General features: G+C 47.6%; 24 protein-coding genes. 15 read left to right on the top strand and 9 right to left on the bottom strand.

Going from position 1 to position 25,702, the window contains the following annotated elements; translation table 11 throughout:
• Positions 1 to 47: 47 nt before the first annotated feature.
• From AWQ22_RS12255 to AWQ22_RS12270, 4 genes are all read left to right on the top strand, one after another.
• A complete protein-coding gene (locus AWQ22_RS12255) occupies positions 48 to 356 on the top strand; it encodes an urease subunit beta (RefSeq protein WP_065711721.1) in 309 nt (102 codons plus the stop codon).
• Positions 357 to 1,256: an ROK family protein gene (locus tag AWQ22_RS12260; RefSeq protein WP_065711263.1), complete on the top strand. Its 900-nt coding sequence runs from the start codon at positions 357 to 359 to the stop codon at positions 1,254 to 1,256. It begins immediately after the preceding gene.
• A 188-nt stretch (positions 1,257 to 1,444) separates the two neighbouring features.
• Complete coding sequence (locus AWQ22_RS16970) at positions 1,445 to 2,332, top strand: hypothetical protein (protein WP_065711264.1); 888 nt, start codon at positions 1,445 to 1,447, stop codon at positions 2,330 to 2,332.
• A gap of 78 nt (positions 2,333 to 2,410) precedes the next feature.
• On the top strand, positions 2,411 to 3,073 hold the full coding sequence (locus tag AWQ22_RS12270; protein ID WP_232321369.1) for a TetR/AcrR family transcriptional regulator: 663 nt from the start codon (positions 2,411 to 2,413) through the stop codon (positions 3,071 to 3,073).
• Here the strand turns inward: AWQ22_RS12270 and AWQ22_RS12275 are convergent.
• Entirely contained in the window at positions 3,070 to 3,798 is a 729-nt protein-coding gene (locus tag AWQ22_RS12275; RefSeq protein ID WP_065711265.1) for a Bax inhibitor-1 family protein, read from the bottom strand. The two genes, AWQ22_RS12270 and AWQ22_RS12275, sit on opposite strands and share 4 nt — an antisense overlap.
• A gap of 157 nt (positions 3,799 to 3,955) precedes the next feature.
• On the opposite strand from AWQ22_RS12275, the gene accA reads away from it, so the two are divergent.
• The 3 genes from accA to folE all read left to right on the top strand — a co-directional run bounded on the left by accA (position 3,956) and on the right by folE (position 6,370).
• On the top strand, positions 3,956 to 4,933 hold the full coding sequence (gene accA / locus AWQ22_RS12280) for an acetyl-CoA carboxylase carboxyl transferase subunit alpha (RefSeq protein WP_065711266.1): 978 nt from the start codon (positions 3,956 to 3,958) through the stop codon (positions 4,931 to 4,933).
• A 285-nt stretch (positions 4,934 to 5,218) separates the two neighbouring features.
• Entirely contained in the window at positions 5,219 to 5,593 is a 375-nt protein-coding gene (locus AWQ22_RS12285; RefSeq protein WP_157094625.1) for a hypothetical protein, read from the top strand.
• A gap of 57 nt (positions 5,594 to 5,650) precedes the next feature.
• Positions 5,651 to 6,370, top strand: a complete 720-nt coding sequence (gene folE / locus AWQ22_RS12290) for a GTP cyclohydrolase I FolE (protein WP_065711268.1) — start codon at positions 5,651 to 5,653, stop codon at positions 6,368 to 6,370.
• Between the two features lie 110 nt (positions 6,371 to 6,480).
• Here the strand turns inward: folE and AWQ22_RS12295 are convergent, their stop codons facing one another.
• From AWQ22_RS12295 to AWQ22_RS12305, 3 genes are all read right to left on the bottom strand, one after another.
• Entirely contained in the window at positions 6,481 to 7,590 is a 1,110-nt protein-coding gene (locus AWQ22_RS12295; RefSeq protein WP_315862448.1) for an alkene reductase, read from the bottom strand.
• A 63-nt stretch (positions 7,591 to 7,653) separates the two neighbouring features.
• Positions 7,654 to 9,321, bottom strand: a complete 1,668-nt coding sequence (locus tag AWQ22_RS12300) for an ATP-binding protein (protein ID WP_012308042.1) — start codon at positions 9,319 to 9,321, stop codon at positions 7,654 to 7,656.
• Between the two features lie 21 nt (positions 9,322 to 9,342).
• Entirely contained in the window at positions 9,343 to 11,349 is a 2,007-nt protein-coding gene (locus tag AWQ22_RS12305; RefSeq protein WP_232321371.1) for a hypothetical protein, read from the bottom strand.
• Between the two features lie 371 nt (positions 11,350 to 11,720).
• Between AWQ22_RS12305 and AWQ22_RS12310 the strand changes: the two genes are divergently transcribed.
• Together AWQ22_RS12310 and AWQ22_RS12315 are read left to right on the top strand one after the other, a co-directional pair.
• On the top strand, positions 11,721 to 12,128 hold the full coding sequence (locus AWQ22_RS12310) for a CAAD domain-containing protein (protein ID WP_012308044.1): 408 nt from the start codon (positions 11,721 to 11,723) through the stop codon (positions 12,126 to 12,128).
• A 275-nt stretch (positions 12,129 to 12,403) separates the two neighbouring features.
• Positions 12,404 to 13,255 carry a glycosyltransferase family 2 protein gene (locus AWQ22_RS12315; protein ID WP_065711270.1) on the top strand — a complete coding sequence of 284 codons (852 nt, stop codon included), beginning with the start codon at positions 12,404 to 12,406 and terminating at the stop codon, positions 13,253 to 13,255.
• Positions 13,256 to 13,304: 49 nt separating this feature from the next.
• Here AWQ22_RS12315 and AWQ22_RS12320 read toward each other — a convergent pair whose 3' ends face one another.
• The 4 genes from AWQ22_RS12320 to AWQ22_RS12335 form a co-directional block, all read right to left on the bottom strand.
• Positions 13,305 to 14,387, bottom strand: a complete 1,083-nt coding sequence (locus AWQ22_RS12320; RefSeq protein WP_065711271.1) for a glycosyltransferase family 1 protein — start codon at positions 14,385 to 14,387, stop codon at positions 13,305 to 13,307.
• A 14-nt stretch (positions 14,388 to 14,401) separates the two neighbouring features.
• A complete protein-coding gene (locus AWQ22_RS12325; RefSeq protein WP_065711272.1) occupies positions 14,402 to 15,739 on the bottom strand; it encodes a flippase in 1,338 nt (445 codons plus the stop codon).
• A 68-nt stretch (positions 15,740 to 15,807) separates the two neighbouring features.
• Positions 15,808 to 18,417, bottom strand: a complete 2,610-nt coding sequence (locus AWQ22_RS12330; RefSeq protein ID WP_065711273.1) for a TIGR03960 family B12-binding radical SAM protein — start codon at positions 18,415 to 18,417, stop codon at positions 15,808 to 15,810.
• A 71-nt stretch (positions 18,418 to 18,488) separates the two neighbouring features.
• Positions 18,489 to 18,881 carry an STAS domain-containing protein gene (locus AWQ22_RS12335; protein WP_198166499.1) on the bottom strand — a complete coding sequence of 131 codons (393 nt, stop codon included), beginning with the start codon at positions 18,879 to 18,881 and terminating at the stop codon, positions 18,489 to 18,491.
• A gap of 416 nt (positions 18,882 to 19,297) precedes the next feature.
• Between AWQ22_RS12335 and AWQ22_RS12340 the strand changes: the two genes are divergently transcribed.
• Entirely contained in the window at positions 19,298 to 19,486 is a 189-nt protein-coding gene (locus AWQ22_RS12340; RefSeq protein ID WP_198158658.1) for a hypothetical protein, read from the top strand.
• Positions 19,487 to 19,500: 14 nt separating this feature from the next.
• On the opposite strand, the gene nth is transcribed toward AWQ22_RS12340, so the two are convergent.
• Entirely contained in the window at positions 19,501 to 20,166 is a 666-nt protein-coding gene (nth, locus tag AWQ22_RS12345) for an endonuclease III (protein WP_065711275.1), read from the bottom strand.
• Between the two features lie 227 nt (positions 20,167 to 20,393).
• Between nth and AWQ22_RS12350 the strand changes: the two genes are divergently transcribed.
• From AWQ22_RS12350 to groL, 5 genes are all read left to right on the top strand, one after another.
• Positions 20,394 to 20,693 (top strand): DUF1778 domain-containing protein, encoded by a 300-nt coding sequence (locus AWQ22_RS12350; protein WP_065711276.1) that lies wholly within the window; start codon positions 20,394 to 20,396, stop codon positions 20,691 to 20,693.
• Between the two features lie 8 nt (positions 20,694 to 20,701).
• Positions 20,702 to 21,202, top strand: coding sequence for a GNAT family N-acetyltransferase (locus AWQ22_RS12355; RefSeq protein ID WP_065711277.1), 501 nt, complete (start codon positions 20,702 to 20,704; stop codon positions 21,200 to 21,202).
• Between the two features lie 89 nt (positions 21,203 to 21,291).
• Positions 21,292 to 23,433, top strand: a complete 2,142-nt coding sequence (glyS, locus tag AWQ22_RS12360; protein ID WP_065711278.1) for a glycine--tRNA ligase subunit beta — start codon at positions 21,292 to 21,294, stop codon at positions 23,431 to 23,433.
• 230 nt (positions 23,434 to 23,663) lie between these two features.
• Positions 23,664 to 23,975 (top strand): co-chaperone GroES, encoded by a 312-nt coding sequence (groES, locus tag AWQ22_RS12365; protein ID WP_012308053.1) that lies wholly within the window; start codon positions 23,664 to 23,666, stop codon positions 23,973 to 23,975.
• A gap of 83 nt (positions 23,976 to 24,058) precedes the next feature.
• Positions 24,059 to 25,684: a chaperonin GroEL gene (groL, locus tag AWQ22_RS12370; protein WP_012308054.1), complete on the top strand. Its 1,626-nt coding sequence runs from the start codon at positions 24,059 to 24,061 to the stop codon at positions 25,682 to 25,684.
• Positions 25,685 to 25,702: the final 18 nt, after the last annotated feature.

Below are 25,702 nucleotides of genomic sequence, written 5' to 3' on the forward strand. Positions count from 1 at the left end.
TCCTGATAATTGCGTAGGATAAAAACAGTTTTTGGAGCGACATGGCGATGATTCCAGGCGAACTACGCCCCCAAGCCGGGGAAATTGAACTGAATGCAGGCCGAGAAACAAAGATAGTTACGGTGGCCAACACGGGCGATCGCCCCATTCAGGTGGGTTCCCATTTCCATTTTTTTGAAGTCAATCGTGCTCTGCAGTTTGACCGGGCAGGCACCAAGGGAATGCGTTTAAATATTCCGGCGGGCACAGCAGTACGCTTTGAACCCGGTGACGAAAAGGACGTAGAATTAGTGGCCTTGGCGGGTCGTCGCCATGTGTATGGTCTGAATAATTTGGTAGATGGAGCATTGGACTAGATGAGCACAGTGATTGGGATTGATCTGGGAGGCACGGCCATCAAAGGGGGAAAATTTAGCCCTGATGGTCTTTGTTTAGCGGAAAAAGCAGTACCTACGCCCCAACCCAGTACCCCAACCGCTGTCGCCGAGGCGATCGCCAATTTAGTCAATGAACTCAACTCAGATCGTAGTTGTAAAGCGGTGGGGATCGGCATTCCTGGCCCAGTGGATGGTACAGCGCGCATTGCCAAGGTTGCGATCAATCTCAGTGGTTGGCAGGATGTCCCCCTCGCCGATTGGGTGGAAGCAAAAACTGGTTTACCCACAACGTTAAATAACGATGCCAACTGTGCCGGTCTGGGAGAAGCTTGGTTGGGGGCGGGGCGCGATCGCAAAAATCTCCTGCTCATCACCCTAGGAACGGGAGTCGGTGGGGCGGTAATCCTCAACGGAAAACTTTTTACGGGCCATTACGGTGCCGCTGGCGAGTTGGGCCTGATTACCCTCAATCCCGATGGCCCCCCCTGCAATAGCGGTAATAATGGTTCCTTCGAGCAATATTGTTCGATCAATGGCGTTAAGCGGATTTCTGGTAAAGATCCTGGGGAATTAGGAGAACTGGCCCAGGCGGGAGATGCTGAGGCGATCGCCCATTGGCAAACCTACGGCAAACTGTTGGGGGCCGGGCTGACGAGCTTAATCTATATTTTCACCCCGGAAATGATTATTCTGGGGGGCGGCATCAGTGCCAGCAGTGACTTTTTCCTCCCAGCGGCGATCGCCGAAATTGAACGGCGGGTGCTGCCTTCTTCACGGGTGGATTTAAAACTGACCAAGGCCCAGTTAGGTAACAATGCCGGTATGGTCGGCGCAGCAAAACTCGCCCTCGAAAAAATCTCAAATACCCTGGACAATTAGGGAGAATTATTGATGCCATCTCTGTTAGCTTGATCTTTTTAAAAAGCCTCCGCCAAAATACGGAAAACACCATAAACGTCATAGAAATTCACTGCAATTAGTTAAAAAACGAGATATTTGCATTTGTTTAGGGGAACTACAACTAAAGTAATCTCGTCCCTTAGTTGTCCTCCTGGAATCCCTAAACCATGGCTTTCTACAAACAAATATCTGCTTTTTGCAGTGCCGCTTCTTTGTTGACAATTCCCCTGGCGATCGCCCCGGCCCAAGCTCAACAAAACTATCCCCTGACCTGTCGAGGTGGCGGGAATTTAAGCATTACCAACACCAGCGGTAACAATGTAAAAATTGTCTTCCGGCCAGCAACGGGCAGTGCTCCCCAAGGCCTGCAACCAGGGGAATGCAGTTGGCAAGATCGCGCCCTTCGTCCCGAAGAACCGAATGTGATTTGTGACACTGGTGTCCGCGCTGCCCAGTATCTCCCCAAACTCATGCAAAGTAGCGAATCTACGACATTCCGCGTTTTTAACGATAATACTCAAGGCTGTATGCAAGTCGTTGGCTTAGGCGCGGCTCCGGTACCCCCTACCACCACCAACGCCAATGAGCGGGCTCGTAATCCTGGCACGCCGAACACAAACCCAGCGACGCAGAATACGAATAACAATAACAACTCGTCTAACACCGAAAATACCGCAAATACGGGAAATACTGGGAATGGTTCATTTACCAGCGGAAATCCTTCTGGTTCTGGGCAATTCCGGCCTGCTTTAAGGGGAATTTGGGAAACTACTTACAGCTATACCAATGGGGAACTGCAGGGCTCTATCGATTGGGGATTGTCGACGGTCTTTGGCCCGGATAGCACTGATTTCATGACTATCACCACAGAGGGTTGGGACGCAAATCAAAATGCCTATGTAATCAAAGGAACTGTTCAACTAGGACTCCTTGGTGCCCCTTTGGGTGGCCCTGTGAGAGATTTTGAGATGACTTTTACGACGCCTTGTCAGTTTGAAGGGGTCTATGGCAACTCCCTAAACCGACCAATACCCTGGTCTGGCACTTGCCGCTGATCACGAGATTTTTTGACGGTGCAGAGAAATTTCCTTTAGGATAAAACCAGTTTTTCTGCACTGTATCTAGGTTGCGCCATGGTAGGCCGAAAGCTTGCTTTTAACCGTAATGCTGCCCTTGAAAAGGCGATGGAATTGTTTTGGGAAAAGGGCTATAGCGCCACAAGCCTTGCGGAACTTTTGGACTACATGGGGATCCAGCGGCAAAGTCTGTACAACACCTTTGGCAATAAACATGATTTGTTCCTGGAGGCGATCGCCTACTACGGCAAAATCGCAGTGCGCCAGCTAGAAGAGCGGCTCAATTATTCCGCTTCCCCCCTCGAAAATCTCCGAAATTTGTTTTACCAAACCGCCGACAATGCCAAACTCCTCGGTTGTCGGGGTTGTTTTGTCGTCAATGCGATGATTGAACTCGCGCCCCATGACCCCCAGGTGGCTGTCCTCGTGGAAGATATTGCTACCAATGTCGAACAAATTTTTATGGCCACTCTCAATCAGGCGATCGCTAAAGGTGAACTGCCTCCAGATTTTGACAGTCCGAAAACTGCCCGCTACCTCTACCACGTCCTTCTAGGATTAAACACCCGCATTAAAGGCTTGCCGAATCCCAACCAACTCCGAGAAACCCTCGATCTCGCCCTTATGGTATTGGAGCAATCCCCATCAAAAAGCCCCCTGGCTAATGAACCAGAGAGCCCATTCTCCCCCAGGGGAGATGTCGAAGACAGGAGAGGTTAGTCGCGGCTATTGATGGCAATCAACAAGCGCAGAATAAATACAAATAAGTTGATATAGGTCAAATACATTGACAGAGCAGCCGAGAGATATTGCTCATTACGGTAGGCACGGGGCAAGACATAGAAGTCAACCACCGCCGAACCAGCGAATAGTAATGTCCCCAACCCAGAGATCCCGACCTCTAACCAACTCGGCGTGTACACCCCAAAAAAGGCAAAACCGAGCTGGGCCAGCAAAACGACGAACAGGGCGATAATCCCCAGGCGTACTGTTTGGGCCAGGGCTAAACCATCTTCATCGGAGAGGTTTGAGCCGATATTGCGCCCAATAATAAAGGTAATACCACAGCCGAGTGCCGCGATCCCAACCCCTTGGATACCGACTCCCGCAGTACCAATGGCGAGGGCAACAATACCTGTGAGGGTGTACCCAGAAAGTAGACTGTAGCCGGCCAAGAGAGGGAGGGCGACACCATTGTTTCCCTTTTCAGCAACCCCACGGGCAACGAAAAAGAGGGCCAATTCAGCGATCAAGGCCACCCAGAAGGTGGGCATAAAGATGCTGGGATTGTTTTGGATCACCCCCAAACCACCATAGGTTCCGAGGGCTGTCAGGAGTAGGCCGCCCCCCAAGTAGGGCAGGGCATTTTTAATGACTTCTGGGCCAACCAGGGCTTGACCTTTGGCCTGCCGAATGGCGTCACGAAAATTACTGGTGTTGCTCATAGAATAAGTGATTTGATGCTTGAAAAGTTAAAACTGCTTACTTTCTATTTTGGCAAAACTTTTCGGGGGTGGCAGTACGGATTCCTTTACTGTTGGGGAGGCTTCCGGGGATAATAGAGTTTAGTTTGTGAACAGTTGTCAGTGAATTGAACTCACCATGCCGAAAACGGAGCGCCGGACGTTTCTGCTTGATTTTGAAAAACCTCTTTCGGAATTAGAATCACGCATCCATCAAATTCGTGATCTTGCTGCGGAGAATAATGTTGATGTTTCAGAACAGATTCAGCAGCTAGAGGCGCGGGCAGACCAGCTCCGGGAAGAAATTTTTAGTACCCTCACCCCGGCCCAACGGCTGCAATTGGCGCGGCATCCCCGACGTCCCAGCACCCTTGATTATGTTCAAATGATGGCGGACGAATGGTTTGAACTCCATGGCGATCGCGGCGGTTCTGATGATCCGGCCCTCATCGGTGGGGTGGCCCGCTTTGATGGTCAACCGGTGATGATGCTAGGGCACCAAAAGGGACGTGATACGAAGGATAATGTCGCCCGGAATTTTGGCATGCCAGCTCCTGGGGGCTACCGTAAGGCGATGCGGTTGATGGATCATGCGAACCGTTTTGGGATGCCGATTTTAACGTTCATTGATACCCCTGGGGCTTGGGCGGGTTTAGAAGCGGAAAAATTGGGCCAAGGGGAGGCGATCGCCTTTAACCTCCGGGAAATGTTTAGCCTCGATGTGCCGATTATTTGCACAGTCATTGGCGAAGGCGGTTCCGGTGGGGCCTTGGGGATTGGCGTCGGCGATCGCGTCTTGATGTTAAAAAATTCCGTTTACACAGTGGCGACCCCAGAGGCCTGTGCCGCCATTCTCTGGAAAGATGCCGGAAAATCAGAGCAGGCCGCCGCCGCCCTCAAGATTACAGCAGAGGATCTGAAAAGCCTTGAGATTATCGATGAAATTGTCCCAGAGCCAGCCTCCTGCGCCCACGCCGATCCCATTGGGGCCGCCCAACTCCTGAAAGCAGCGATCCAAGATAACCTCCAAACCCTGCTGAAGCTGACGCCAGAACGCCGCCGTGAATTGCGCTACCAGCGGTTCCGGAAAATTGGTGTGTTTTTAGAAAGTTCCTAACTTTAGGATCTGGTTTGGCATTCATGGGTACTGATTCTAATCATTTAGCAATATTTTGTAACATTTCCGAAATTTTGCTAGGATAAGAAGCCGCTGAGCCCTAATGTGAACTATGGGACTTTCCCCCAATTTTGTTCCTTTGCAAGGCAGTTACATCATCAGTATCCTTTCGTCTTTATTGGTAAACAGAGTTTAGGTCGTGGCCATTTTTTCTGGGATTTTCTATGGACTAAGCTAAATTTTTTTGCCCACCCATCGCGCTATGTTGAGTGCAGTTCCCTGCCCATGATCTCTCCTGTCCACCTTTGGCGATCGCCTCTGCCCCTAAATTCTTGCAAACCCTTGGCCCTTTTTCCTTCCTTTGCGATGGCAGCCCCCCTGATATCTAAGCTCAATGTTCAACAGCATGGCAGATTCGGGATTTTGTTTAACGCCTCATCCATTGCCATTCCGCAACTCCTGATCCCCAGACCCACCCGGCTGTGCCGTCATCGAATGACGCAGCTTAATCATGTCTGGCTAAAGTTTTGGCCGCTCCAGGATTTTTATTTCCGAAAGCGTCCCCAAAGTATTCTTCAAGGGATTCGACCATCCGTTGAGCCCAGTATTGAAGAATTGACCATGATCTCTAAAGCAGGGAATCCAACAGTTTATTGTTAGCGAGGATCTACTCTCCCCTGCCCCAGTTCCTTTTACTTCTTCATTCCATACCGAATTATGACAACATCTTCTTCAAGCGGCTTCAATGGTTCTACAAAAACCATGGCGACTGATGCTCTAGGTCGTGACCTCAATGATCTGGTAACTCGGCCAGACCGCAATAGCCACAATGGCAAAGCAGCAAGCATTCGCCCTGCCACAGAAGAAAGCCAACAGAGAATGGCAGAGGCTGTGCATACGATGCTAGAAGCCGTTGGCGAAGATCCTGACCGTGAAGGTCTCCTAAAGACGCCGCTGCGGGTGGCAAAAGCCATGCAGTTTCTGACCCAAGGCTATAACCAGTCCCTTGAAGACATCGTCAATGGTGCAATTTTCGATGAAGGGCACAATGAAATGGTATTGGTGCGGGACATCGATTTCTTTAGCCTCTGCGAACACCATATGTTGCCCTTTATGGGTCGTGCCCACGTGGCCTATATCCCGAATCAAAAAGTTGTGGGCCTCAGCAAATTAGCGCGGATTGTTGAGATGTATTCCCGTCGTCTCCAGGTGCAAGAACGCCTGACCCGACAAATTGCAGAAGCGGTCCAAGAAATCCTTGACCCCCAAGGGGTTGCGGTGGTGATGGAAGGGATTCACATGTGTATGTCCATGCGGGGTGTCCAAAAGCCCGGTTCTTGGACAGTTACCAGTGCCATGATTGGGTGCTTCCAGAAAGAACAAAAAACCCGTGAAGAGTTTCTCAACTTGATTCGTCACCAACCCAGCTTTATTTAAGGCAATTTGGGATTGTAGCGTTGCAATCTAAAACATAAGTAAGAGAAGGACAGCCCTAGGGTTGTCCTTTTTGCTAAATTGTCTATCAGCAATGGAAATCGATCAGCATCCTAGGCGGCATAGGTCGGAAAATCGGTATAGCCTTCCGCGCCTGTGGGGGCATACCAAGTGGCCATATCTGCATCAGGGTTTAAGGCCCAGTTATTTGCATAACGTTCAACGAGGTCAGGGTTACTAATAAAAGGACGGCCAATGGCAATTAGGTCCGCTTGCCCAGTGGCGATCGCCGTTTCTGCACTGCTTCGATCATAGCCACAATTACCCATGAGAACACCATCATAAACGGCCCGGAAATCAGCCAAGGTCAGCGGCTCTCCCAGTTCATGGAAGCCAAAGGCCAAACCATCCATCACATGGAGATAGGCCAAATTGTACCGATTTAGTTGACTGGCAGCATAGGTAAACTGCTCCCGGAAATCGGGCGAACCCATATCATTAAAGGAACCATTGGGGGAAAAACGAACACCCACCCGACGGGAATCCCAGACCGTTGTTACCGCATCTAAAATCTCGAAGAGCAACCGACAACGATTCGTGGCGCTACCCCCATAGGCATCCGTGCGATGGTTCGTTTTCGATTGGAGGAATGTATCGAGTAAATAGCCGTTGGCGGAGTGAATCTCAATACCATCAAAGCCCGCTGCTTTTGCCCTGATTGCCGCCTGGCGATACTCCTCAATAATCCCAGGGATTTCTTCTGTTTCAATGGCCCTGGGGACTTCATAGGGCTGTTTGCCAAGGGGCGTATGAATTTCTTCGCCGTTATTAATTTTGATTGCGGAAGGGGCGATCGGCAATTGACCCCCATGGAAACTGCTATGGGAAGCGCGGCCCATGTGCCACAATTGCAAGAAAATCTTGCCGCCTTTGGCGTGGACGGCTTGGGTGGTGAGTTGCCATCCTTCAACCATGGCGTCTGTATAAACACCTGGCGATTCATTCCAACCATTAGCCTGTTCTGAAATGGTTGTGGCCTCTGCAATAATTAGACCCGCCGAAGCCCGTTGGCCATAGTATTCCGCCATGAGCGCGTTGGGAATGCGATCTTTGCCAGCCCGTGCCCTGGTCATGGGAGCCATTACTACACGGTTTGTCAAAGGGAGATCCCAGAGGTGAAAGGGCTCTAAAAGCATTGCAAAAGTCGTTGTCATAGATTTAATTGTTCTTTTTGACTACTTGGTCAATAAAATATTTGTTCATTGTAAACTTTTTTAACAATCTTCCTAAAAACCGAGATCTGTCTTAGCCAAATCTGCCTCGACAAACAAGGTTTCATCCGCCATCGTTTGCCAGTCATGGCAGCCAATTTCTTGGTAAAACGCCTGGTCATAGGAGCGCGTCCGCATCACTACCGGCATCGGGAGAGCATGACCAAGCACGAGAGCCTGTTGTTTAGAATCTAATTTGGCCAGGACAGAGCGTAGGTTGCCGCCCCCAGAGACCCCCGTAAAAATCGCATCAATATCTTTTTCGTCATTGAGCAAGCAAGTTACCCGCGTGCCAATTTGGGACATGACTTCGTTGTCGATACCGGAGGGACGTTGATCGACGACCAGGAGAGTGACAAAATATTTCCGCATTTCCCTGGCGATCGTGCCAAAAATGGTTTGGTGGACAATCTTAGAGTCTAAAAATCGGTGGGCTTCTTCAATGGTGATCACCAGGGGCGTCGGTTTATTTTGGACGTTTTTGGTTTGCAGGTACAGATCTGCTTTTTTCACATAGGCGGCGTGAATACGTCGGGTAATCATATTTGTCGCCAACATATACGACAGCATATTAGATTGAGAACCAAACTCAATGATTACGTGTTTCCCGGCATCAAGGCTCTGAAGCAGTTGGTCGATATAGTTAAAGGGGCAAGTTTGGCGGATATATTTAAGGTTTTCGAGTCGTTTTAATTTCCGTTGTAGGGCCATAATAGAACCAGCATGGCCTTGGCGTTCTTCGCAAAAGAGGCGGATATCTTCATTGCTCATCTCCAGAAGTTTGACAATCCAGGTACGACCAAACTCAGAATAGAGGACGTTGGCATTATCGAGACTCGCCTCAGATAGCCCCAGCTCAAAACCAACGAGCCGAATATCTTCAATTTCAATTTGATCGAAGCTGAGGTAAAGTTCTTGGGCATCGCGTACCCCCCGCCGTTGGGTGGATTCTGAATCGAGGGTATAGATTTCAACTTGACCGGGGAAAAGTTGCCGGAGACCTTTAACGGTACTGACGCCTTTGCCCTCTTCAATCGCTTCCCAACCGTATTCAGAATGCATATCAAACATCAGGTTTACGGCGGCCCGTCGCTTGATAATGCCAGACAGCAATAACCGGGTTAGGAAGGATTTGCCGGTGCCAGACTTACCAAAAATGCCGTTACTTCGTTCCACGAAGCGGTCAAGGTCAAGGCAAATGGGCACATCCATATCAAGGGGACGGCCAATGGCAAATTTTTTGTGGTGGGGGTCGTCCTCCCAACCAAATACTCGTCGAAAGTCCTGTTCGTTAGCTTCGTAAACTTGACTGAAGTGACTGGGGATCGTTTTTACGGGCAGTAGCTCAAGGGTCTCAAAGTTTTCTGTTTCATGCTCTTCTGCTTGGCTGGGGGTAAACATCAGCATCGGTGCGAGTTCGACGGTGCCATAGGTGCTGGTTCCGGCGAGGACGGCTTGGAGGAAATCGTCGTTGGGATTGGGCGGATCGGCAAGGATGCGGGGGCTAGAGGTGCCCAGGGAAACATCGGTGAGAAGACAGAAAAATTGGGAGCGGCTCCCTTTGACGACGAGAAATTTACCGACGCGCATTTCTTCGACGGACACATCGCCATGGAGACGGACTTCGAGGCCTTGGCTTAGGGAACCTTGAATTACGGAACCAAGGGGGTGTTCGGTGGTCATGGGCAACTGAAGCAGGGGGGATTAGAGGTTGGTCGGAACGTCGATGGTTTGGGGACTAGGGCTGGGGGTGGTGAGACGTTGCCAGGTGTTGATTTGGGTTTGGGCGGCGTCGTAGGCAGCGGTATTGCGGGGGATCTGGCGGGCGGTGGCGATCGCCTGGGGGATTGAGATATTGGCTTGGCTCTGGGCCACGGAGAGAATCCGATAGCTCCATTGGTCAGCGGCTTGCTTTCCTTCGGCCCGCAGTTGGCTAGCGCTGCTGGGAATTTCTTGGGTAAGGTTGATGGCTTCTACCCAGGCAGAGACGGAGTTGCCATTGGCCACTTGGTAGGCGCGATTGAGATTATTGATCGCGGTTTGTTCTTGACGCCAACTCCTGACCCTGGCTTGCATTTCGTCATAAAGGACACGGTTCGGGGCAATTTGGTTGGCAACGGCGATCGCCTCATCGAAGCGTTTTTGTTGGCCGAGGGCCACAGCTCGGTCAAAGATCGGCTGATCTTCAGTCCGTTCAATGGTGTTGCGCCACTGACGAATATTTTCTTGGGCTTCGTTGTAGAGGGCGCGACCGGATTGGATCGTGCGGGCTTCGGCGATCGCCTCCTGGAGACGATTGGTCGCCGCTAAATCTTTTGCATAGGCCAGGGTGGGAGAGTCTTCAGCGATTTCAATTTGGCGACGCCATTGGCGAATTTTTTGGCGGGCTTCATCGTAACGGGGGTTGCCTGAGGGGACACGGTTGAGCTGGGCGATCGCCCGTTCATAGTCGGCGATATTTCCCCCCTGGGCCAATTCCTCAGCCTGTTCTAGGATCGCCACGTCTTCAATTTCCCGTTGCCAACGACTAATCAGACCTTGGGCCTGGTCATAGACAGCACTGGCGGGCTGAATACTTTGGATTTGCACCAGGGCTGTTTCGAGATCCTTAACGGTTCCTTGGTTCGCCTTAAGGCCAGCTTGGGCCAGAATTCGCCAATCGACCACCACATTGTCGAGGTTCAGTTGATCCGGTAGGCGATCGCAGAGGGCCAGTAAGTCATCCCAGCGGCGTTCATCAATGATGTTGTCGGTGTAGTCAATGATTTTTTCGCGGGCGTCACTAATTAAACGTTGGGCCTGGGGGTAAGCATAGCTATCTTGGCTAATGTTGCTCGCCTGGGCGATCGCCTGGAGCCAATTTTCTAAACCGCCCCGACGCAGGGCTGCATAGGCCCCTTCTAGCTGCTCCGTTTCCTTGCGAGCCAACTGAATTTGCGCCATGGCCTCATCGTACTTCACCGTAGCCCAGTAGCGATTGTCTAAATAACTGAGTTGGACGACTGTCCGCATCGCCTGGCTTAAATCCCCTGCTTCGAGTTGCCGTTGCAGGCTAGCTAGAATCGCTTCTCCCTCTTGCCAAATATCTTCCCAGGCCGTGATTTGGGCCTCAATTTCTGCTTGAAAACCGGCCTTTTCGGGAATATCGCGCACCATGGCGATCGCCTCATCCAACTTTCCCGCCTGGAATTCCACCTCAGCAAGGGCAATAATTTGCGAAACCCACACCTCAATGTTGCGGTCAATATCCGCCCGGAGGGGGTGATTCTCCGAAAAACCACTCACCATCCGAATCGCCTTTAGGTAGCTGGCAAGGGTCTGTTTCTCCGCCTCAATCTGGGCGCAGTATAAGCGGGTTGTGGCGGAGGCTAAAGGCAAGAACAGGGCACTGCAATTGTTGCTGCCATTAAAACTCAGGAGAACCGATGTCGCCAAAAAGCCTACGCCTCCCGATAGGAAAATTAAGAGCAACCCTAACCATTGCCAATTGGGGAGAAGAAATTGGCGTTTACGCGGAACCTCAAGGATTTCTGTCTCTGTCTCTGCCGTTGCTTGCTCTGGATCCCCATTGGCGATCGCCGTCGTTTCCATGCTTAAATCTTGCGTCCCAGACGCTTCCGATAAACCTGCTTCAGTCGATAACACTGGCTGCGATTGGGTGCCAACGGAAGAAACGGATTGCACTTGCGAGGGATCAGGTTTCTGGCTCATATAAACCGGAGGCTAAAATTTTGCAGACATGGATAGCTAAGATCTATGATACGTTCTACGCGATTTCATAAAAATTGGCATCATCATAGCATAGGCATCTTAAGCGTTTAGGCGCAGTACAAACCAAAAAATTGACAGCCTTTCCAAAGTTCTTTTCCAATAAATTAAGGAAGAGATATCGCCAAGGCCGTTTTATATCAGCTATTCTTGATTCTCTCAGTAGGATGTAGACAGAGATTTATAGATATGTCTGATAATATGGGCATCATTCGTCCCTTACTCAAAATCTGAAAGGCACCTCCGCTGCATCCTAGTGAGACTGCCCCATCACCACTCTGTACTATATAAATCGTTAAGGATAGGTTTGAAAGATGGAACAACAGCCTGAAACCCAAGTAGAAACTGGTACAACTCCGTTTAACAACGAAGCACCCGGTCCCATGACCTCCCCCCAAACCGAGCAGCCTTGGCAAGAAGCAGTCAAACCCATCACGGATTTTCTGTCTGAACTGCCTGAGGAGCTAGGGAAATTTTTCGCCGACTACAAACAACCCCTGATCACCGTCGGTTTGATTGTGGCAGCTTTGATTACCGTCAAGCTGACCTTTGCACTAATCGGTGCCATTAACGATATTCCCCTATTAGCACCCACCTTTGAGCTGATTGGTATCTCTTACACAGCATGGTTTGTCTATCGCTATTTGCTTAAAGCTTCAAACCGTGATGAATTGCTGGCAGAATTCAATTCTCTTAAGTCTCAAGTGTTGGGTAAAAAATAAACCTAGATTTCTCGTCTGGACTTGACTCTCCTCGGCACATGCCGAGGAATTTTGATTTTTAAGAGAGATAGTCAGTAACAGCTTTCTCTAATCGTGAAAATAGAATTATAAAATTAAAAATCCAACTATGCTCTGTTGAAAGTTTTGTTGGATTAAATAAATTCTTATAAAAGAATCTTCATTACAGGTGGTTCTGAAAATAAAGTCGCAATACTCTTATATTTTATTTGGAACTGCTATATTTTAACTCCTTTTTTATAAGTGTTCTCTAGAAAATGAAATTCTCCTTAATCACCAGCACATTAGGTGAAGATAGGCATGATAAAATCGTGCGCCTAATTCACTCTTTAATAAAACAAAAACATCAGGATTTTGAATTGATTATTGTCGATCAAAATGAGACTTCAAAACTCAAAGTAACATTAGAAAGTTATTTTAATGAGATCAATTTGATTTACCTGAAGCATGATCAAAGGGGGGTGTCAGCGGGGAGGAATTTTGGATTTAGGTATGTATCTGGTGAAATTGTCAGTTTTCCTGATGACGATTGCTGGTATCCAGATATACTTTTAATGTCAGTCAATACTTGGTTTTTAAATAATATTAATTGGGATGCTTTAAGTGGTTGTACCATTGATCTAAAAAAAAATTTGACAACAAGCAGATGGGATAAGAATCCAGGAGAAATTCATAAGTTTAATGTCTGGCGTAGAGGAATTACTTCATCCATTTTTTTGCGAACCTATGCACTTGCAAACGCCCAAGGTTTTGATGAGACACTTGGACCAGGTGCAGACTCTCCTTGGCAATGCTCAGATGAGACTGATTATCTTCTAAACTTGCTATCACAAAATAAGAAACTATATTATGATCCAGAAGTAAAAGTCTACCATCTTGAACCAATTACCCAGTATGACCAACAAGCATTGGCACGCGCAAAAAGGTATGCTCCAGGAACGGGCCGCGTATTAAAAAAGCATAGTTATCCATTTTGGTTTGTTGCAATCGCTTTATTAAGACCAATTTTGGGAACTTTATATTATGCAACTAAAATGCAGGGATGGCGGGCTAAATTCCACTGGCTTATTTTTCAAGGTAGATTAAATGGTTGGCTTTCTTCTAAATAATTACTCCTAAAGCCTCTTAAAAAAGTAGATCAAAAAACAAGCCTGAAAATCAACTTAAATTCCGGAGAATTTGTCTGGTTTCTTGTCCTGTTTTTTCCCATGAAAACATACTTGCTCTTTGGAGTCCTTTTTGCATTAGATCAGCATAAAGATTATCGTCTTTGGTGATGCGTTCCATCGCACTACGTATTTCTTGAACATTTTTTGGGTCTACTAAGATGGCAGAATCTTTTGCCACTTCGACTAATGAAGATTGATTAGATGTGATGACAGGTAATCCGCAAGCCATTGCTTCCAATAAAGGGAGACCAAAGCCTTCCCAAAGGCTTACAAACATTAAACAAAATGCTTGATTAAGAATCATAGGCAAGTCTTGAAAGGAAACATAATCTTTAAACAAGACTTGATTTTCTAATTCTAGATTTTTCACCAAATCAATTAACTGTGGCGTGTAACGTTTATCTTTAGGCCCAATAAGCCAAAATTCATAATCTTCTTTATCCTTAAGCAGAGAAAATGCTTTAATCATTCTAGGGAGATTTTTGTGTGGGTTATGGCGACCCAAGTATAAAAAATAAGGCTTTTTAGATTTTGACTTATTTGATTGCATGTAAAATTTTTTAGGATTATAAGCAAGATGAATAGGTGTAATTTTAGTAGCAGAAATATTGAAAAAACTCATCAAGTCATCTGCAGTTGCTTGGGAGTTACAAATAATATGCTTACTTTGATCTAACACAATAGGTAAAACAAATTTCTGATAATAGTGTAATGGAGATCGCTTGTCTGGATGGCGTAATGGAATTAAATCATGAACCATAACAACAGTTTTAGCAGTGGTATAAATAGGTGATTCTGGTAAAGGAGAAAAAATCAAGTTTGATTCTAGTTTTTGATAAATCTTTGGCAAAGTAAGCTGAGTCCAATATAGCCGTTTAAGATGCCCCTTTAAGCCAAAATCTGGACTAAGTTCTTTTGGAATTAGATAAGAATTAAAAGTTGTAAATTGATCATCAAAATTACAAACAAGAAATTTAGAATTTAGTTGAGAAAGGTATGGTGATATATTGCGAGCATAAATACTAATCCCTGTCGGCTTTTTAGATAAGATAGATAAGTTGACGAGTATCATATTAAAGATGCATCTTAGGTGTTTTTATTGATTTTTTTTGGAAATTTTAATGGATTTAAAGTATTTAATTGAAGACGAAATACAATTCTTGTCTGTGAAAAAAAAGCGTTGATTAAAAATCCAGAAAATAACTGAGAAATAACTGTAGAAATTGCTGCACCGACGCCAGAATATTTAGGAATCAAAAAGATATTTAGAATAATATTAAGTAACGCACCAGAAAAAGTTATCCAGAAGGAATAATTGCTTAATTTCTCTGCAATAAACCATGGAGAAATTCCTGTTCCCATAAATACAAATAATGTTGCCCAGATATGAATTTTCAAGATTGTCCCTGCAGCAAGATATTCTGGCCCATAAATCATCAAAATAAGAGGAGATGCAGTGAACAAAATGGGAAGTGAAATCATCAAAGATAGACGAATCAAAAAGGATAGTAAGTCTTTGATTTTTTCGTAATATTGTTTTTTGTTTTTTTCTTTTGCTGCATAAATTGAAGGGGAAACTGAAGCAATAATTATATTAGGAATAAAATACCATATTTCAGATATTTTAGTTGCGGATGAATAAATGCCAACTGCTTCTTCTCCAACGATGCTCCCCAACATTACTAAGTCTGTCTTCATATATAAGATGATGCTCAAACCAGATAAGATTAAGGGCCAGCTTTCATGAAGTAACGATTTTGCAATTTCAGTATTCCATTCAAGTTTGAACGGGCATTTTTTTAATTGATAAACTAAGACAAAACCACTTGCTTCCAGAGCAGCTTCTCCAAATATAATCCAGGCAAAATAAATCAATGGAACTTGTAGAATTAAGAGCGCAACTTTACTGAGAGTGACAACTATGAATACAAGAATTTTAATGGCAACTATATATTTAGATTGAACTTGAGCAGAAAACCAAAAATTAACGACTTCAAAAGCTTGGAATAAAATACTTGAACTTAGTATTAGAAAAATCAAGCTAAATTCAGTATTGTCTGTTCCCAAAAAAAGATAAACTCCTGTAGCAATAAGCCCAAGTGAAATAATGCTAGATATCACAAGTTTGAGCCAAAATACAGTGCCTAAAATTTTATTTTTTTCTTGAGGAAAATTAACTAGAGAACGAATAACTAAAGTATCTAATCCAAGCTTGGATAGGGGGTGAAGTAAAACAATAATTGCCCCGGCATAATTCAATGTACCTAATTGAGCAGCTCCTAGATATCTTGCCATCCAAGCACTCATAAAAAAACCGATTATCATCCGAACAGTATATTCAAATGACAACCACGAAATGTTACTCAAAATGGCTTTTTGTTCACCTATCAACTGCTTTTTGCATAACGACAGTCTTTTGAACATAAATGAGAGAAGTCGAGTCAGATGATGGTGTTATATTTAAGCGAAATGATAATATCAATTAAGCTAGATTAAATATCTTCAGATAAGTACAGAGTAAAGCGGTGTACCTTAGGCAATTTTATATTTTGCTGACTCATAGTATGCATCATATAAAGGATATGATCTGCTTGTAATAAAGTGCCATCATTGCGGCAACTACCTCGATAACGGAGTTGGACTTGGGTGGGGCTAATGACTTTTTCGAGGGCGATCGCCGTTAACATTTCTCGGAGATTCAGTTGCTTAATTTTGCCAGACTTTGTTTTCTTTTCGAGGAGAATTTCCGGAGTCTGACGGATGGTTTCGAGCCAAGCTTCCCATTGTGCCGCAGAAACAGGTTCTTCAGTTTCAAGATCAATCAGGTATTCTGCTTCCGTAAGGAGCGCAGTGGCGGCCTTAGAACGGACGGGCACTTCCTCAACGCGATAGATGGGCATATCGATGGGCAACTGTTCAGCGAGTCGTCGCCGGAAATCTTCTAGATCCAAGACTTGGCGCAACTCAAAATCAATAATTTCTCCTGAGCTGGTGGCTCCTAATGATAGGGCATTGGCGATGGAAATGCGGGGGCTCGGATGAAAGCCGTTGGTAAAAGCCACGGGAATTGAAGCGCGGCGCACGGCTCGGTCAAATAAACGGACTAAATCGAGGTGGCTCACTAGACGCATATCCCCTTGTTTACCAAACCAAACCCGGAACCGTTGTAGGCGTTCTTGATCCTTTTGGAATTGACCGACAAATTCGGGAATTTCGGGCGGTTGATAGACGACATTATGGCCAAAATCGGTGCTGCAGACGCCACAATGGGAACAACCATCAAAGGCACAGTCGGGAATGGTTGCTGCTTCGAGGGCTCGCTTTAGATCGTCCTTGAGCCACTGCTTGTCAATGCCTGTGTTGAGGTGATCCCAGGGCAAGGGGGCGTCGAGGGGATCATTGTCGGTGGTTTCAAAGATATTCCACTCGCCACTTTCGACTTTGCGGTATTTCCAGGTGAGGTCGGATTCGGCGATCGCCTGTTCCCAAGCGCCATAGGCTTTGTCTAAATTCTCCCACCAGGAATCCATGCCAGCCCCCAGTTCCCAGGCTCGGCGAACGACTTTACCCAAACGGCGATCGCCTCGGCCAACGAAATCCTCCATGGCTGAAATGCGCACATCGGTATAGTTCACCTTCACGCCGCGAATCGGTCGAAAAGCTTCCCGCAACAGTTCCTGTTTACGCTTAAATTCCGTCGTTGAAACCGAATGCCATTGGAAAGGCGTGTGGGGTTTTGGGGTGAAATTAGAAATGGTGATGTTGAAGTTTAAACGGCGATTGCTCAGGGACGCACATTCCCGCCGCAGCCATTGCACCGTTTCCGCGATGCCCAACACATCGAGATCCGTTTCTCCGGGGAGACCGATCATAAAATAAAGTTTGACCTTATCCCAACCCTCTTTTACCGCCGTTTGGATACCCCGTAGCAGTTCTTCATTGGTCAAACCCTTATTGATCACATCCCGCATTCGTTGGGTGCCTGCTTCTGGAGCAAAGGTCAAACCCGCTTTACGCGTCCCACCGACAATATTGGCAATATTTTCATCAAAACGATCCACCCGCTGGCTGGGCAGAGATAGGGAAATATTTTCGTCCTTGAGGCGATTTTTAATCTCGACTCCTACCGCTGGCAACGAGAGATAGTCAGAACAACTGAGGGAAAGTAGAGAAAATTCGTTGTAACCCGTCGCCCGCATTCCTTTTTCGATAGCATCGACGACTTTCTCTGGTTCGACATCCGTCGCAGGTCGCGTTAGCATTCCCGGTTGGCAGAAGCGGCAGCCCCGGGTACAACCCCGGCGAATTTCCACCGTCAGGCGATCATGAACTGTTTCTACATAGGGCACGAGGCCGATGGAATAGGCGGGAATTGGCGTGGCGACACGGCGCAAAATTCGCTTGGGCACTTCGTCACGGGTTGGATGCACAGAACCATCCGCCGCCATTGCGTAGAAGCGAGGCACATAAACCCCCGGTACCTGGGCTAAATCCAGCAGAGTTTCTTCCTTACTCAGACCGTTAACCTTGGCTTCTTCGAGGATGAAACCCACTTCGGGCAAAAGTTCTTCGCCATCGCCCAGAACGATAAAGTCAAAAAAGTCAGCGTAGGGTTCTGGGTTAGAGGTGGCTGTTTGTCCCCCCGCAAAAATGAACGGATAATTTCCTTGATCTCGTTCCTGCCAAGTGAGGGGAATCTGGGCAAGGGTAAGCATTTCCAGAATATTGGTCGCTCCCAGTTCATAGCTCAAGCTAAAGCCGAGAATGTCAAATTCCAACAGCGATCGCCTGGATTCGAGGGCAAACAGCGGCAGATTTTTTTCCTTTAACTTCTCGCTCAGATCAGCGGCGGGTAGATAAGTGCGATCGCACAACTGTCGAGGTTGAGCATTAATCACGTTGTAGAGCAGGATATGGCCCAAATTCGAGGAACCCACCTCATAGACTTCCGGATAGGTCAGCACCCAACGCACCACCGCCCCTTGCCAAGGCTTATGGATTGCACCCAGTTCATTACCCAAGTAGCGCGCTGGTTTGAAAATATCCGTCGTAATCAGCGCTTCGTAATCAGCCGGTTGAGGAAGACAGGGAGCCGTTGCCACAGGTGATGAACCTCCAAGGGAGTCGAGGGAAACAATTCAGTCCCCCATTATACCGGAGAGCCTTCGAGATGCTAGGCCGCGAGCAACCGGGATGCCTGCGCAAAAAATTCTGCTTCATCTTTGAAAATGCGCACAAACTGCTCCATTTGGGTCAGCTCCAATACCATACGCACCTGGGAATTGATCCCACAACAGCCGAGGCGTTTACCATGGGATTCTGCCAATTTTGTGCCCTGACTGAGCACCACCGCCGCCGCACTGTCGATAAATTCTACCTGCTGGAGATCGACTAAAATTTCTCGACTGAATTCGTCATTGATCGCCCCATGGAGCGATCGCCAAAATACGTCAAGATTTGAGGTTGTCAAAGCACAATTTGGGCGCAGAATAACAGGCTGTTGGTTTTTATCCATCGGTAGACTCTCCCCAGGGGAACTTCCCTGTTCACCCATCGTCTTAGTCACAACTTTTATACAAAAATCAAACAACTTTTTCGGTTGAGAAAACCCTGAAAAGGCTGCTAAACATTTGATTTGGGATAGAACCATTGTATGGGGGAGACTCAAAAATCAGGTGTGATGATAACTTATCCTGAACAAAAACATCTCGTTACCAAAAGATCCTTTATTGCTTCGAGAACGGTATGTTTGTTTACATTTTTTCTAAAAAAAGAAGCCCGAAGTTTAAAAATTATTTAAGACCGGGGAGAAATTGTGTAAACACCTCGAAAATGGAACCATGACCTAAACAAATTTCACCACTTTACGCTATTTAGACCATTCATTATTTACCCTTAATCAGCGACAATAAGAGAATCTTTCTTTTGTAATGAAATCAGTTCCTCATTTAGGGAAACATTACTACTGTGAGTACGCCATTTATGATTCGTCGTTTAGTGGAAAAAGCCCTTTTCATTAAACAAATGACCCCCGAAATTGAAAACGCGATCAACTCCGAGTTGACACGCCTTGGCCATGTTTCCGATGCGGATTATGAAGCCCTCGAACTTTTGATGGCAGAAATGGATGCGGGCCGGATTCAGCTTGTGCCCAGTCGCTTTATCTTTTGATTTTGACAAGACCCTTAAGCTGGCTGGGGTTTGGGGGCTGAGGGACAAAGGTTGGCGATCGCACAAATCTCACATTGAGGTTTTCTGGCATTACAGACGGCGCGACCATGGTAAATCAGACGGATCGACCAGTTTTCCCACTCCGGCTGGGGAATTAATTTCATCAAATCCCGTTCAATTTGTACCGGATTCTCAAATTTTGTCAGGCGCAAACGATTACTCAGCCGTTTCACATGGGTATCCACCGTCACCCCCGCACAAATCCCAAAAGCATGGGCCAGAACCACATTGGCCGTTTTCCGGGCCACACCGGGCAAGGTCAGAAGCTCTTCCATGGTTTGCGGCACTTCCCCATTGAAAACCGCCATAATTCGCTGGCAAGCTCCCTGAATATTTTTCGCTTTATTTCGATAAAATCCCGTTGAGCGCACTGGCTGTTCAATGTCTGCCACATTTGCCCCGGCAAAGGCCGCCGCATCAGGAAATTGAGCAAAGAGCGCCGGTGTAACTTTATTTACTCGCTCGTCGGTACATTGGGCTGAAAGAATGGTTGCCACCATGAGTTGCACAGGGGTTTCATAGTCCAAACTACAGGTGGCATCGGGATAGAGTTCGTGGAGTTTTTCGAGAACGGCGATCGCCCGTTTTTTCTTACTACGCGGGTAATGGGTAGAAACCATGGAGAAAGCAATAAAGCAGAAACAAGACCAACAATCTTAACAGAAATAAATAATTTGACTATTTTTTAAGTTTATGATGTAGCTCTCACCTGGACAACCCAAGTGGGAACAGAGTTAAAGTGTGGTGACATTGTGCTGACACCTGTTAAGATAGACGTTAAAGAAGCAATCTTAAAAACAGTTTCAATATTTTCCATAGGATTATTGAAGCTGTCTGCGAGGAAACTATGAGTAATACTTTGCTTGAAGAGAACCAAGCCACATATTCTCGGAACATTAAAATCAATATCAGAGCACAGCAAAATCAGCGAGATCTCATTGATCGAGCGGCTCAAGTGCAGGGCAAGAGTCGGTCAGATTTTATGCTGGAATCTGCTTGTCAAAAGGCACAAGAGGTTTTGCTAGATCAGGTATTTTTTACGCTAGATAATCAAAAGTACCAGCATTTTTTGGATTGTCTTGATGCCCAACCCTCACCAAATAATCAGTTAGCGACACTCCTGGCGAAGCCAGCACCCTGGGAATAACTGTCGCAATGATCTCGGCACCGCAAAAGTTAAATGAGAATCATGATATTCAGTCTTTTCAGTCTGGTGAAGTTTCGTTGGATAAGTGGCTAAAACAGCGGGCACACAGAAATGAGCAAAGTGGCGCCTCAAGAACTTACGTTATCTGTGTCCAAAATCGGGTGATTGGTTACTATTGTCTCGCGAACGGGGCGATCGCCGCCCAGGTTGCTACCGGAAAAACCCGTCGGAACATGCCCAATTCGATTCCTGTGATGGTAATTGGTCGCCTCGCTATTGATCAGGCTTGGCAAGGGCAGGGATTAGGAAAAGCGCTATTACGGGATGGCATTTTGCGCATTTTACAAGCCGCAGAAATTGCCGGGATCCGAGCGATTCTTGTCCATGCTCTTTCCCCTGGGGCCAAACAATTTTACGAGGGTTGCGGTTTTATGCCGTCTCCCTTGGAACCGATGACTCTGATGATTACGATCGCCGATGCCCGCAACGCCCTAGAATCAAATCGGTAAACTTTCCATTCGGTAAGGCTACGCTTTAAGTTTTCTGGTGGCTTCAGGTTAAACTAACTAAGTTCATTATTGACCTGATTTCGTTTCCCATGGCAACCTACCTCATTGAAGTTGGTACAGAAGAACTCCCTGCTGATTTTGTCGCGGCGGCGATCGCCCAATTAAAAGACCGCGTTTCCCATAGCCTCACGGAGTATTTTCTCACCCCAGACGGAATCGAAGTCTACGGAACCCCCCGACGCCTGGCTGTGTTAATCCAAGGGTTGCCAGACCAGCAGGCTGATCGGGAAGAAGAAATTAAAGGCCCCCCCGCTGCCGCCGCATTCAAAGAAGGTCAACCCACCAAGGCCGCTGAAGGCTTTGCCCGCAAACAGGGGGTTGAACTCTCCGCCCTGGAAGTACGCCCCACGGAAAAAGGAGACTTTGTCTTTGTCCAAAAGAAAACCCTCGGTCGCCCCACCCCAGAAATTTTGCAGGAACTGGTTTTAGGTTGGTTTACGGCCCTCGAAGGGCGGCGCTTTATGCGGTGGGCCGATGGTGATCTGCGCTTTCCGCGGCCGATTCGCTGGTTGGTTTCCCTTTGGAATGATGCTGTTTTACCCCTGGAATTGGTGAATGGCTCCGGTAAGTTAGAAGCGGGTTGTATTTCTCGTGGGCACCGGATTTTACATCAAGGGGATGTGACCCTGAGTAATGCGGCTGATTATGTGGTGACCTTGCAACAAGCCTTCGTGGAAGTTGATCCCCAGGTGCGGGAAGAAAAAATTGTTGCTGGTGTCAAAGCGGCGGCAGCAGAGATTGGTGGCGAAGCAGAAATGCCCGCTGATCTCCTCGCTGAAGTGGTGAATTTGGTGGAATATCCCACGGCGGTAGTCGGCGATATTGAAGCGGAATTTTTAGAGCTACCCACAGAGGTAATTACGACGGTGATGGTCACCCATCAGCGGTATTTTGCGGTGCGCGATCGCCAAGATAAAACAAAACTCCTCCCGAAATTTATTACGATTTCCAATGGTGATCCCAAGAAATCAGAGATCATCGCTGCGGGGAATGGTCGGGTGATCCGGGCGCGGTTAGCCGATGGCCAATTTTTCTACCGAGCCGATTGCGATGAACATTTAGAAACCTATCTGCCCCAACTAGAAGCTGTCACCTTTCAGGAAGAATTAGGGACGATGCGGGACAAGGTAGACCGCATTATGGAAATTTCCCAGCAGATCGCGGAACAGCTTGGCCTGTCTGAGGCGGACAAAGAAATTATTGCCAGCACCGCCATGCTCTGTAAGGCGGATTTGGTGACCCAGATGGTCTATGAATTCCCAGAACTCCAAGGCATCATGGGTCAAAAGTATGCCCTGGTCAGTGGGGAAGCGCCCGCCGTGGCCGAGGGAATTTTTGAGCATTATCTACCCCGCAATGCCGATGATATTTTGCCCCAAACCCTTGCGGGTCAAGTGGTGGGCATGGGCGATCGCCTCGATACGTTGCTTAGTATTTTTGGCCTGGGGATGATCCCTTCTGGTTCCTCGGATCCTTTTGCACTGCGACGGGCGGCCAATGCAATTATTACTGTCGCTTGGGACGCGGGTCTGGAAATTGACCTTGGAGAACTGTTAGCCCAGGGTGCGAAGGATTTTGTTACGGCTCATTCCGATAAAACGTCTCCCATCGAAGCCCTGCAAAGCTTCTTTCTTCAGCGGATTCAGACTCTGCTCCAGGACGAAAAAGGTATTGATTATGACCTGGTGAATGCGGTGCTGGGTGATGATGCAGAATACACTGAACGGGCCTTAACGGATTTACTGGATGTCGGCGATCGCGCTGCCTTTTTACAGAGCATTCGTGACGATGGCCAACTCGCAAAAATCTACGCCACCGTGAATCGTTCTGCAAAGTTGGCCGCCAAGGGGAACCTCAGCACGGATAGTCTCGATCCGACAGGGGTAATTAACCCGGAGAAATTTGCGCAAAATTCCGAGCGCGATCTCTTCGCCGGTTTAGTGGAACTCGTGCCCACCACCGAAGCGGCCCGCACCGAACGGGATTACCAAAAACTGATCGATGGATTAGCGGCCCTGGCCCCCACAGTTGAGCGGTTCTTTGATGGGGAAGATAGTGTTTTGGTGATGGCAGAGGATCCTGCTGTGCGGGAAAATCGCCTCAATCTCCTTGGGCTGTTGCGGAACCACGCGCGGGTTCTGGCAGATTTCGGGGCGATCGTTAAACAATAGATCCTTGTTTATTTTTAGAGTCATGGCAGGGACAGAAAGCTGTCTCTGTCAGGGTTTCCCCTGAGAAGCAATACAGTTCAATTTTTGGGGCGATCTAAAGTTCGGGAACCCGTACATTATCAGGAGTTGTCTGGATTTAATTTTCTCCGCTAAATTAGCACTCAGAGATTGAGAGTGCTAAACTTCAATCTAGCTAAATTTAGTCGTTTATTGATCTGGAGAAATTATCCATGGCAGCAATTAGCATCAATGTTTCTACCCTCAAGCCCCTCGGCGATCGCGTTTTCGTAAAGGTCAGCGAATCTGAAGAGAAAACTGCTGGTGGGATCCTCCTCCCCGATAGCGCCAAAGAAAAGCCCCAAATCGGTGAAGTTGTGGCTGTTGGTGAAGGGAAGCGCAATGATGACGGTAGCCGTTCCGCCGTTGATGTCAAAGTTGGCGATAAAGTTCTCTACTCTAAGTACGCTGGTACTGATATCAAACTCAGTGGTGATGACTACGTGCTTCTTTCTGAGAAAGATATCCTCGCAACCGTTGCGTAATTATTTTTAGGTTTGACCTAAGCAATCGTTTCAGATTTTTCTATTTTTTCTCGTAAAACGCTCAACCTAGAAATTCAATCATTATGGCTAAATCTATTATTTACAACGAAGATGCTCGCCGCGCTCTCGAAAAAGGGATCGACCTCCTCGCTGAAGCTGTTGCGGTAACCCTCGGCCCCAAAGGTCGGAACGTTGTGCTCGAAAAGAAATTTGGCGCACCCCAGATCGTGAATGACGGTGTGACCATTGCCAAGGAAATCGAGCTCGAAGACCACATCGAAAACACCGGTGTTTCTTTGATTCGCCAAGCGGCTTCTAAAACCAATGATGTGGCCGGTGACGGAACCACCACAGCAACGGTTCTCGCCCATGCCATGGTCAAAGAAGGTCTCCGCAACGTCGCCGCTGGTGCGAACCCCATCGCCCTCAAGCGCGGTATTGATAAAGCGACTGAATTCCTCGTTGGCCGCATCAAAGATCAAGCTCGTCCGGTAGAAGATTCGACGGCGATCGCCCAGGTCGGTGCCATCTCTGCGGGGAACGACAAGGAAGTTGGTGACATGATCGCCAAGGCCATGGACAAAGTCGGTAAAGAAGGTGTGATCTCCCTCGAAGAAGGGAAATCGATGGAAACCGAACTCGAAATCACCGAAGGGATGCGTTTCGACAAGGGTTACACTTCCCCCTACTTCGTCACCGACACCGAGCGCATGGAAGCGGTTCTTGAAGATCCCTTCATCCTCATCACTGACAAGAAAATCACCCTGGTACAAGACCTTGTCCCGATCCTCGAACAGGTTGCCCGCCAAGGTAAGCCCCTCGTAATTATCGCTGAAGATATCGAGAAAGAAGCCCTCGCGACCCTCGTGGTCAACCGTCTCCGGGGTGTCCTCAACGTTGCTGCGGTTAAAGCGCCTGGTTTTGGCGATCGCCGTAAGCAAATGCTCGAAGATATCGCTGTACTCACCGGTGGCCAACTGATCACCGAAGATGCAGGCCTCAAGCTCGACAACACCAGCGTTGATATGCTCGGTAAAGCCCGCCGCATCACTATCACCAAGGACAACACCACCATTGTGGCCGATGGTAACGAGCAGGCAGTTAAGACCCGTTGTGAGCAAATCCGCCGTCAAATCGAAGAATCTGATTCTTCCTACGACAAAGAAAAACTCCAAGAACGTCTCGCGAAACTCTCCGGTGGTGTCGCTGTGATCAAAGTCGGTGCAGCAACCGAAACTGAGATGAAAGACCGCAAGCTTCGTCTCGAAGATGCGATCAACGCGACCAAAGCAGCCGTTGAAGAAGGGATTGTTCCCGGTGGTGGCACAACTCTGGCGCATCTCGCTCCCGAACTAGAAACTTGGGCGAATGATAACCTCACTGCGGAGCAACTCACTGGTGCTTTGATCGTGGCCCGTGCCCTGACTGCCCCCCTGAAGCGCATTGCTGAAAACGCGGGCCAAAACGGTGCGGTAATTGCTGAGCGTGTGAAGGAAAAAGACTTCAATACTGGTTTTAACGCAGCAACTAACGAATTCGTTGATATGCTCGCCGCTGGTATCGTTGACCCCGCTAAGGTAACCCGTTCTGCAACCCAGAATGCGGCTTCCATCGCTGGTATGGTTCTCACCACTGAGTGCATCGTTGTTGACAAGCCTGAAAAAGATAAGGCTGGTGCGGCTCCTGGTGCCGGTGACTTCGACTACTAAAGCTTAACTCCAAAATCT

It is taken from the genome of Picosynechococcus sp. PCC 7117 (assembly GCF_001693275.1).
Taxonomy (GTDB): Bacteria; Cyanobacteriota; Cyanobacteriia; order Cyanobacteriales; family MRBY01; genus MRBY01.

Excerpts from the sequence above, each read along its gene's own strand:
- AWQ22_RS12325 (WP_065711272.1), bottom strand. The coding sequence starts at position 15,739 with ATGTTCAAAAGACTGTCGTTATGCAAAAAGCAGTTGATAGGTGAACAA.
- AWQ22_RS12355 (WP_065711277.1), top strand. The coding sequence starts at position 20,702 with ATGATCTCGGCACCGCAAAAGTTAAATGAGAATCATGATATTCAGTCT.
- AWQ22_RS12270 (WP_232321369.1), top strand. The coding sequence starts at position 2,411 with ATGGTAGGCCGAAAGCTTGCTTTTAACCGTAATGCTGCCCTTGAAAAG.
- groES (WP_012308053.1), top strand. The coding sequence starts at position 23,664 with ATGGCAGCAATTAGCATCAATGTTTCTACCCTCAAGCCCCTCGGCGAT.
- AWQ22_RS12340 (WP_198158658.1), top strand. The coding sequence starts at position 19,298 with ATGATTCGTCGTTTAGTGGAAAAAGCCCTTTTCATTAAACAAATGACC.
- AWQ22_RS12305 (WP_232321371.1), bottom strand. The coding sequence starts at position 11,349 with ATGAGCCAGAAACCTGATCCCTCGCAAGTGCAATCCGTTTCTTCCGTT.
- AWQ22_RS12255 (WP_065711721.1), top strand. The coding sequence starts at position 48 with ATGATTCCAGGCGAACTACGCCCCCAAGCCGGGGAAATTGAACTGAAT.
- AWQ22_RS12310 (WP_012308044.1), top strand. The coding sequence starts at position 11,721 with ATGGAACAACAGCCTGAAACCCAAGTAGAAACTGGTACAACTCCGTTT.
- AWQ22_RS12300 (WP_012308042.1), bottom strand. The coding sequence starts at position 9,321 with ATGACCACCGAACACCCCCTTGGTTCCGTAATTCAAGGTTCCCTAAGC.
- AWQ22_RS16970 (WP_065711264.1), top strand. The coding sequence starts at position 1,445 with ATGGCTTTCTACAAACAAATATCTGCTTTTTGCAGTGCCGCTTCTTTG.
- nth (WP_065711275.1), bottom strand. The coding sequence starts at position 20,166 with ATGGTTTCTACCCATTACCCGCGTAGTAAGAAAAAACGGGCGATCGCC.
- glyS (WP_065711278.1), top strand. The coding sequence starts at position 21,292 with ATGGCAACCTACCTCATTGAAGTTGGTACAGAAGAACTCCCTGCTGAT.
- groL (WP_012308054.1), top strand. The coding sequence starts at position 24,059 with ATGGCTAAATCTATTATTTACAACGAAGATGCTCGCCGCGCTCTCGAA.
- AWQ22_RS12350 (WP_065711276.1), top strand. The coding sequence starts at position 20,394 with ATGAGTAATACTTTGCTTGAAGAGAACCAAGCCACATATTCTCGGAAC.
- AWQ22_RS12320 (WP_065711271.1), bottom strand. The coding sequence starts at position 14,387 with ATGATACTCGTCAACTTATCTATCTTATCTAAAAAGCCGACAGGGATT.
- folE (WP_065711268.1), top strand. The coding sequence starts at position 5,651 with ATGACAACATCTTCTTCAAGCGGCTTCAATGGTTCTACAAAAACCATG.
- AWQ22_RS12260 (WP_065711263.1), top strand. The coding sequence starts at position 357 with ATGAGCACAGTGATTGGGATTGATCTGGGAGGCACGGCCATCAAAGGG.
- AWQ22_RS12275 (WP_065711265.1), bottom strand. The coding sequence starts at position 3,798 with ATGAGCAACACCAGTAATTTTCGTGACGCCATTCGGCAGGCCAAAGGT.
- AWQ22_RS12315 (WP_065711270.1), top strand. The coding sequence starts at position 12,404 with ATGAAATTCTCCTTAATCACCAGCACATTAGGTGAAGATAGGCATGAT.
- accA (WP_065711266.1), top strand. The coding sequence starts at position 3,956 with ATGCCGAAAACGGAGCGCCGGACGTTTCTGCTTGATTTTGAAAAACCT.
- AWQ22_RS12285 (WP_157094625.1), top strand. The coding sequence starts at position 5,219 with ATGATCTCTCCTGTCCACCTTTGGCGATCGCCTCTGCCCCTAAATTCT.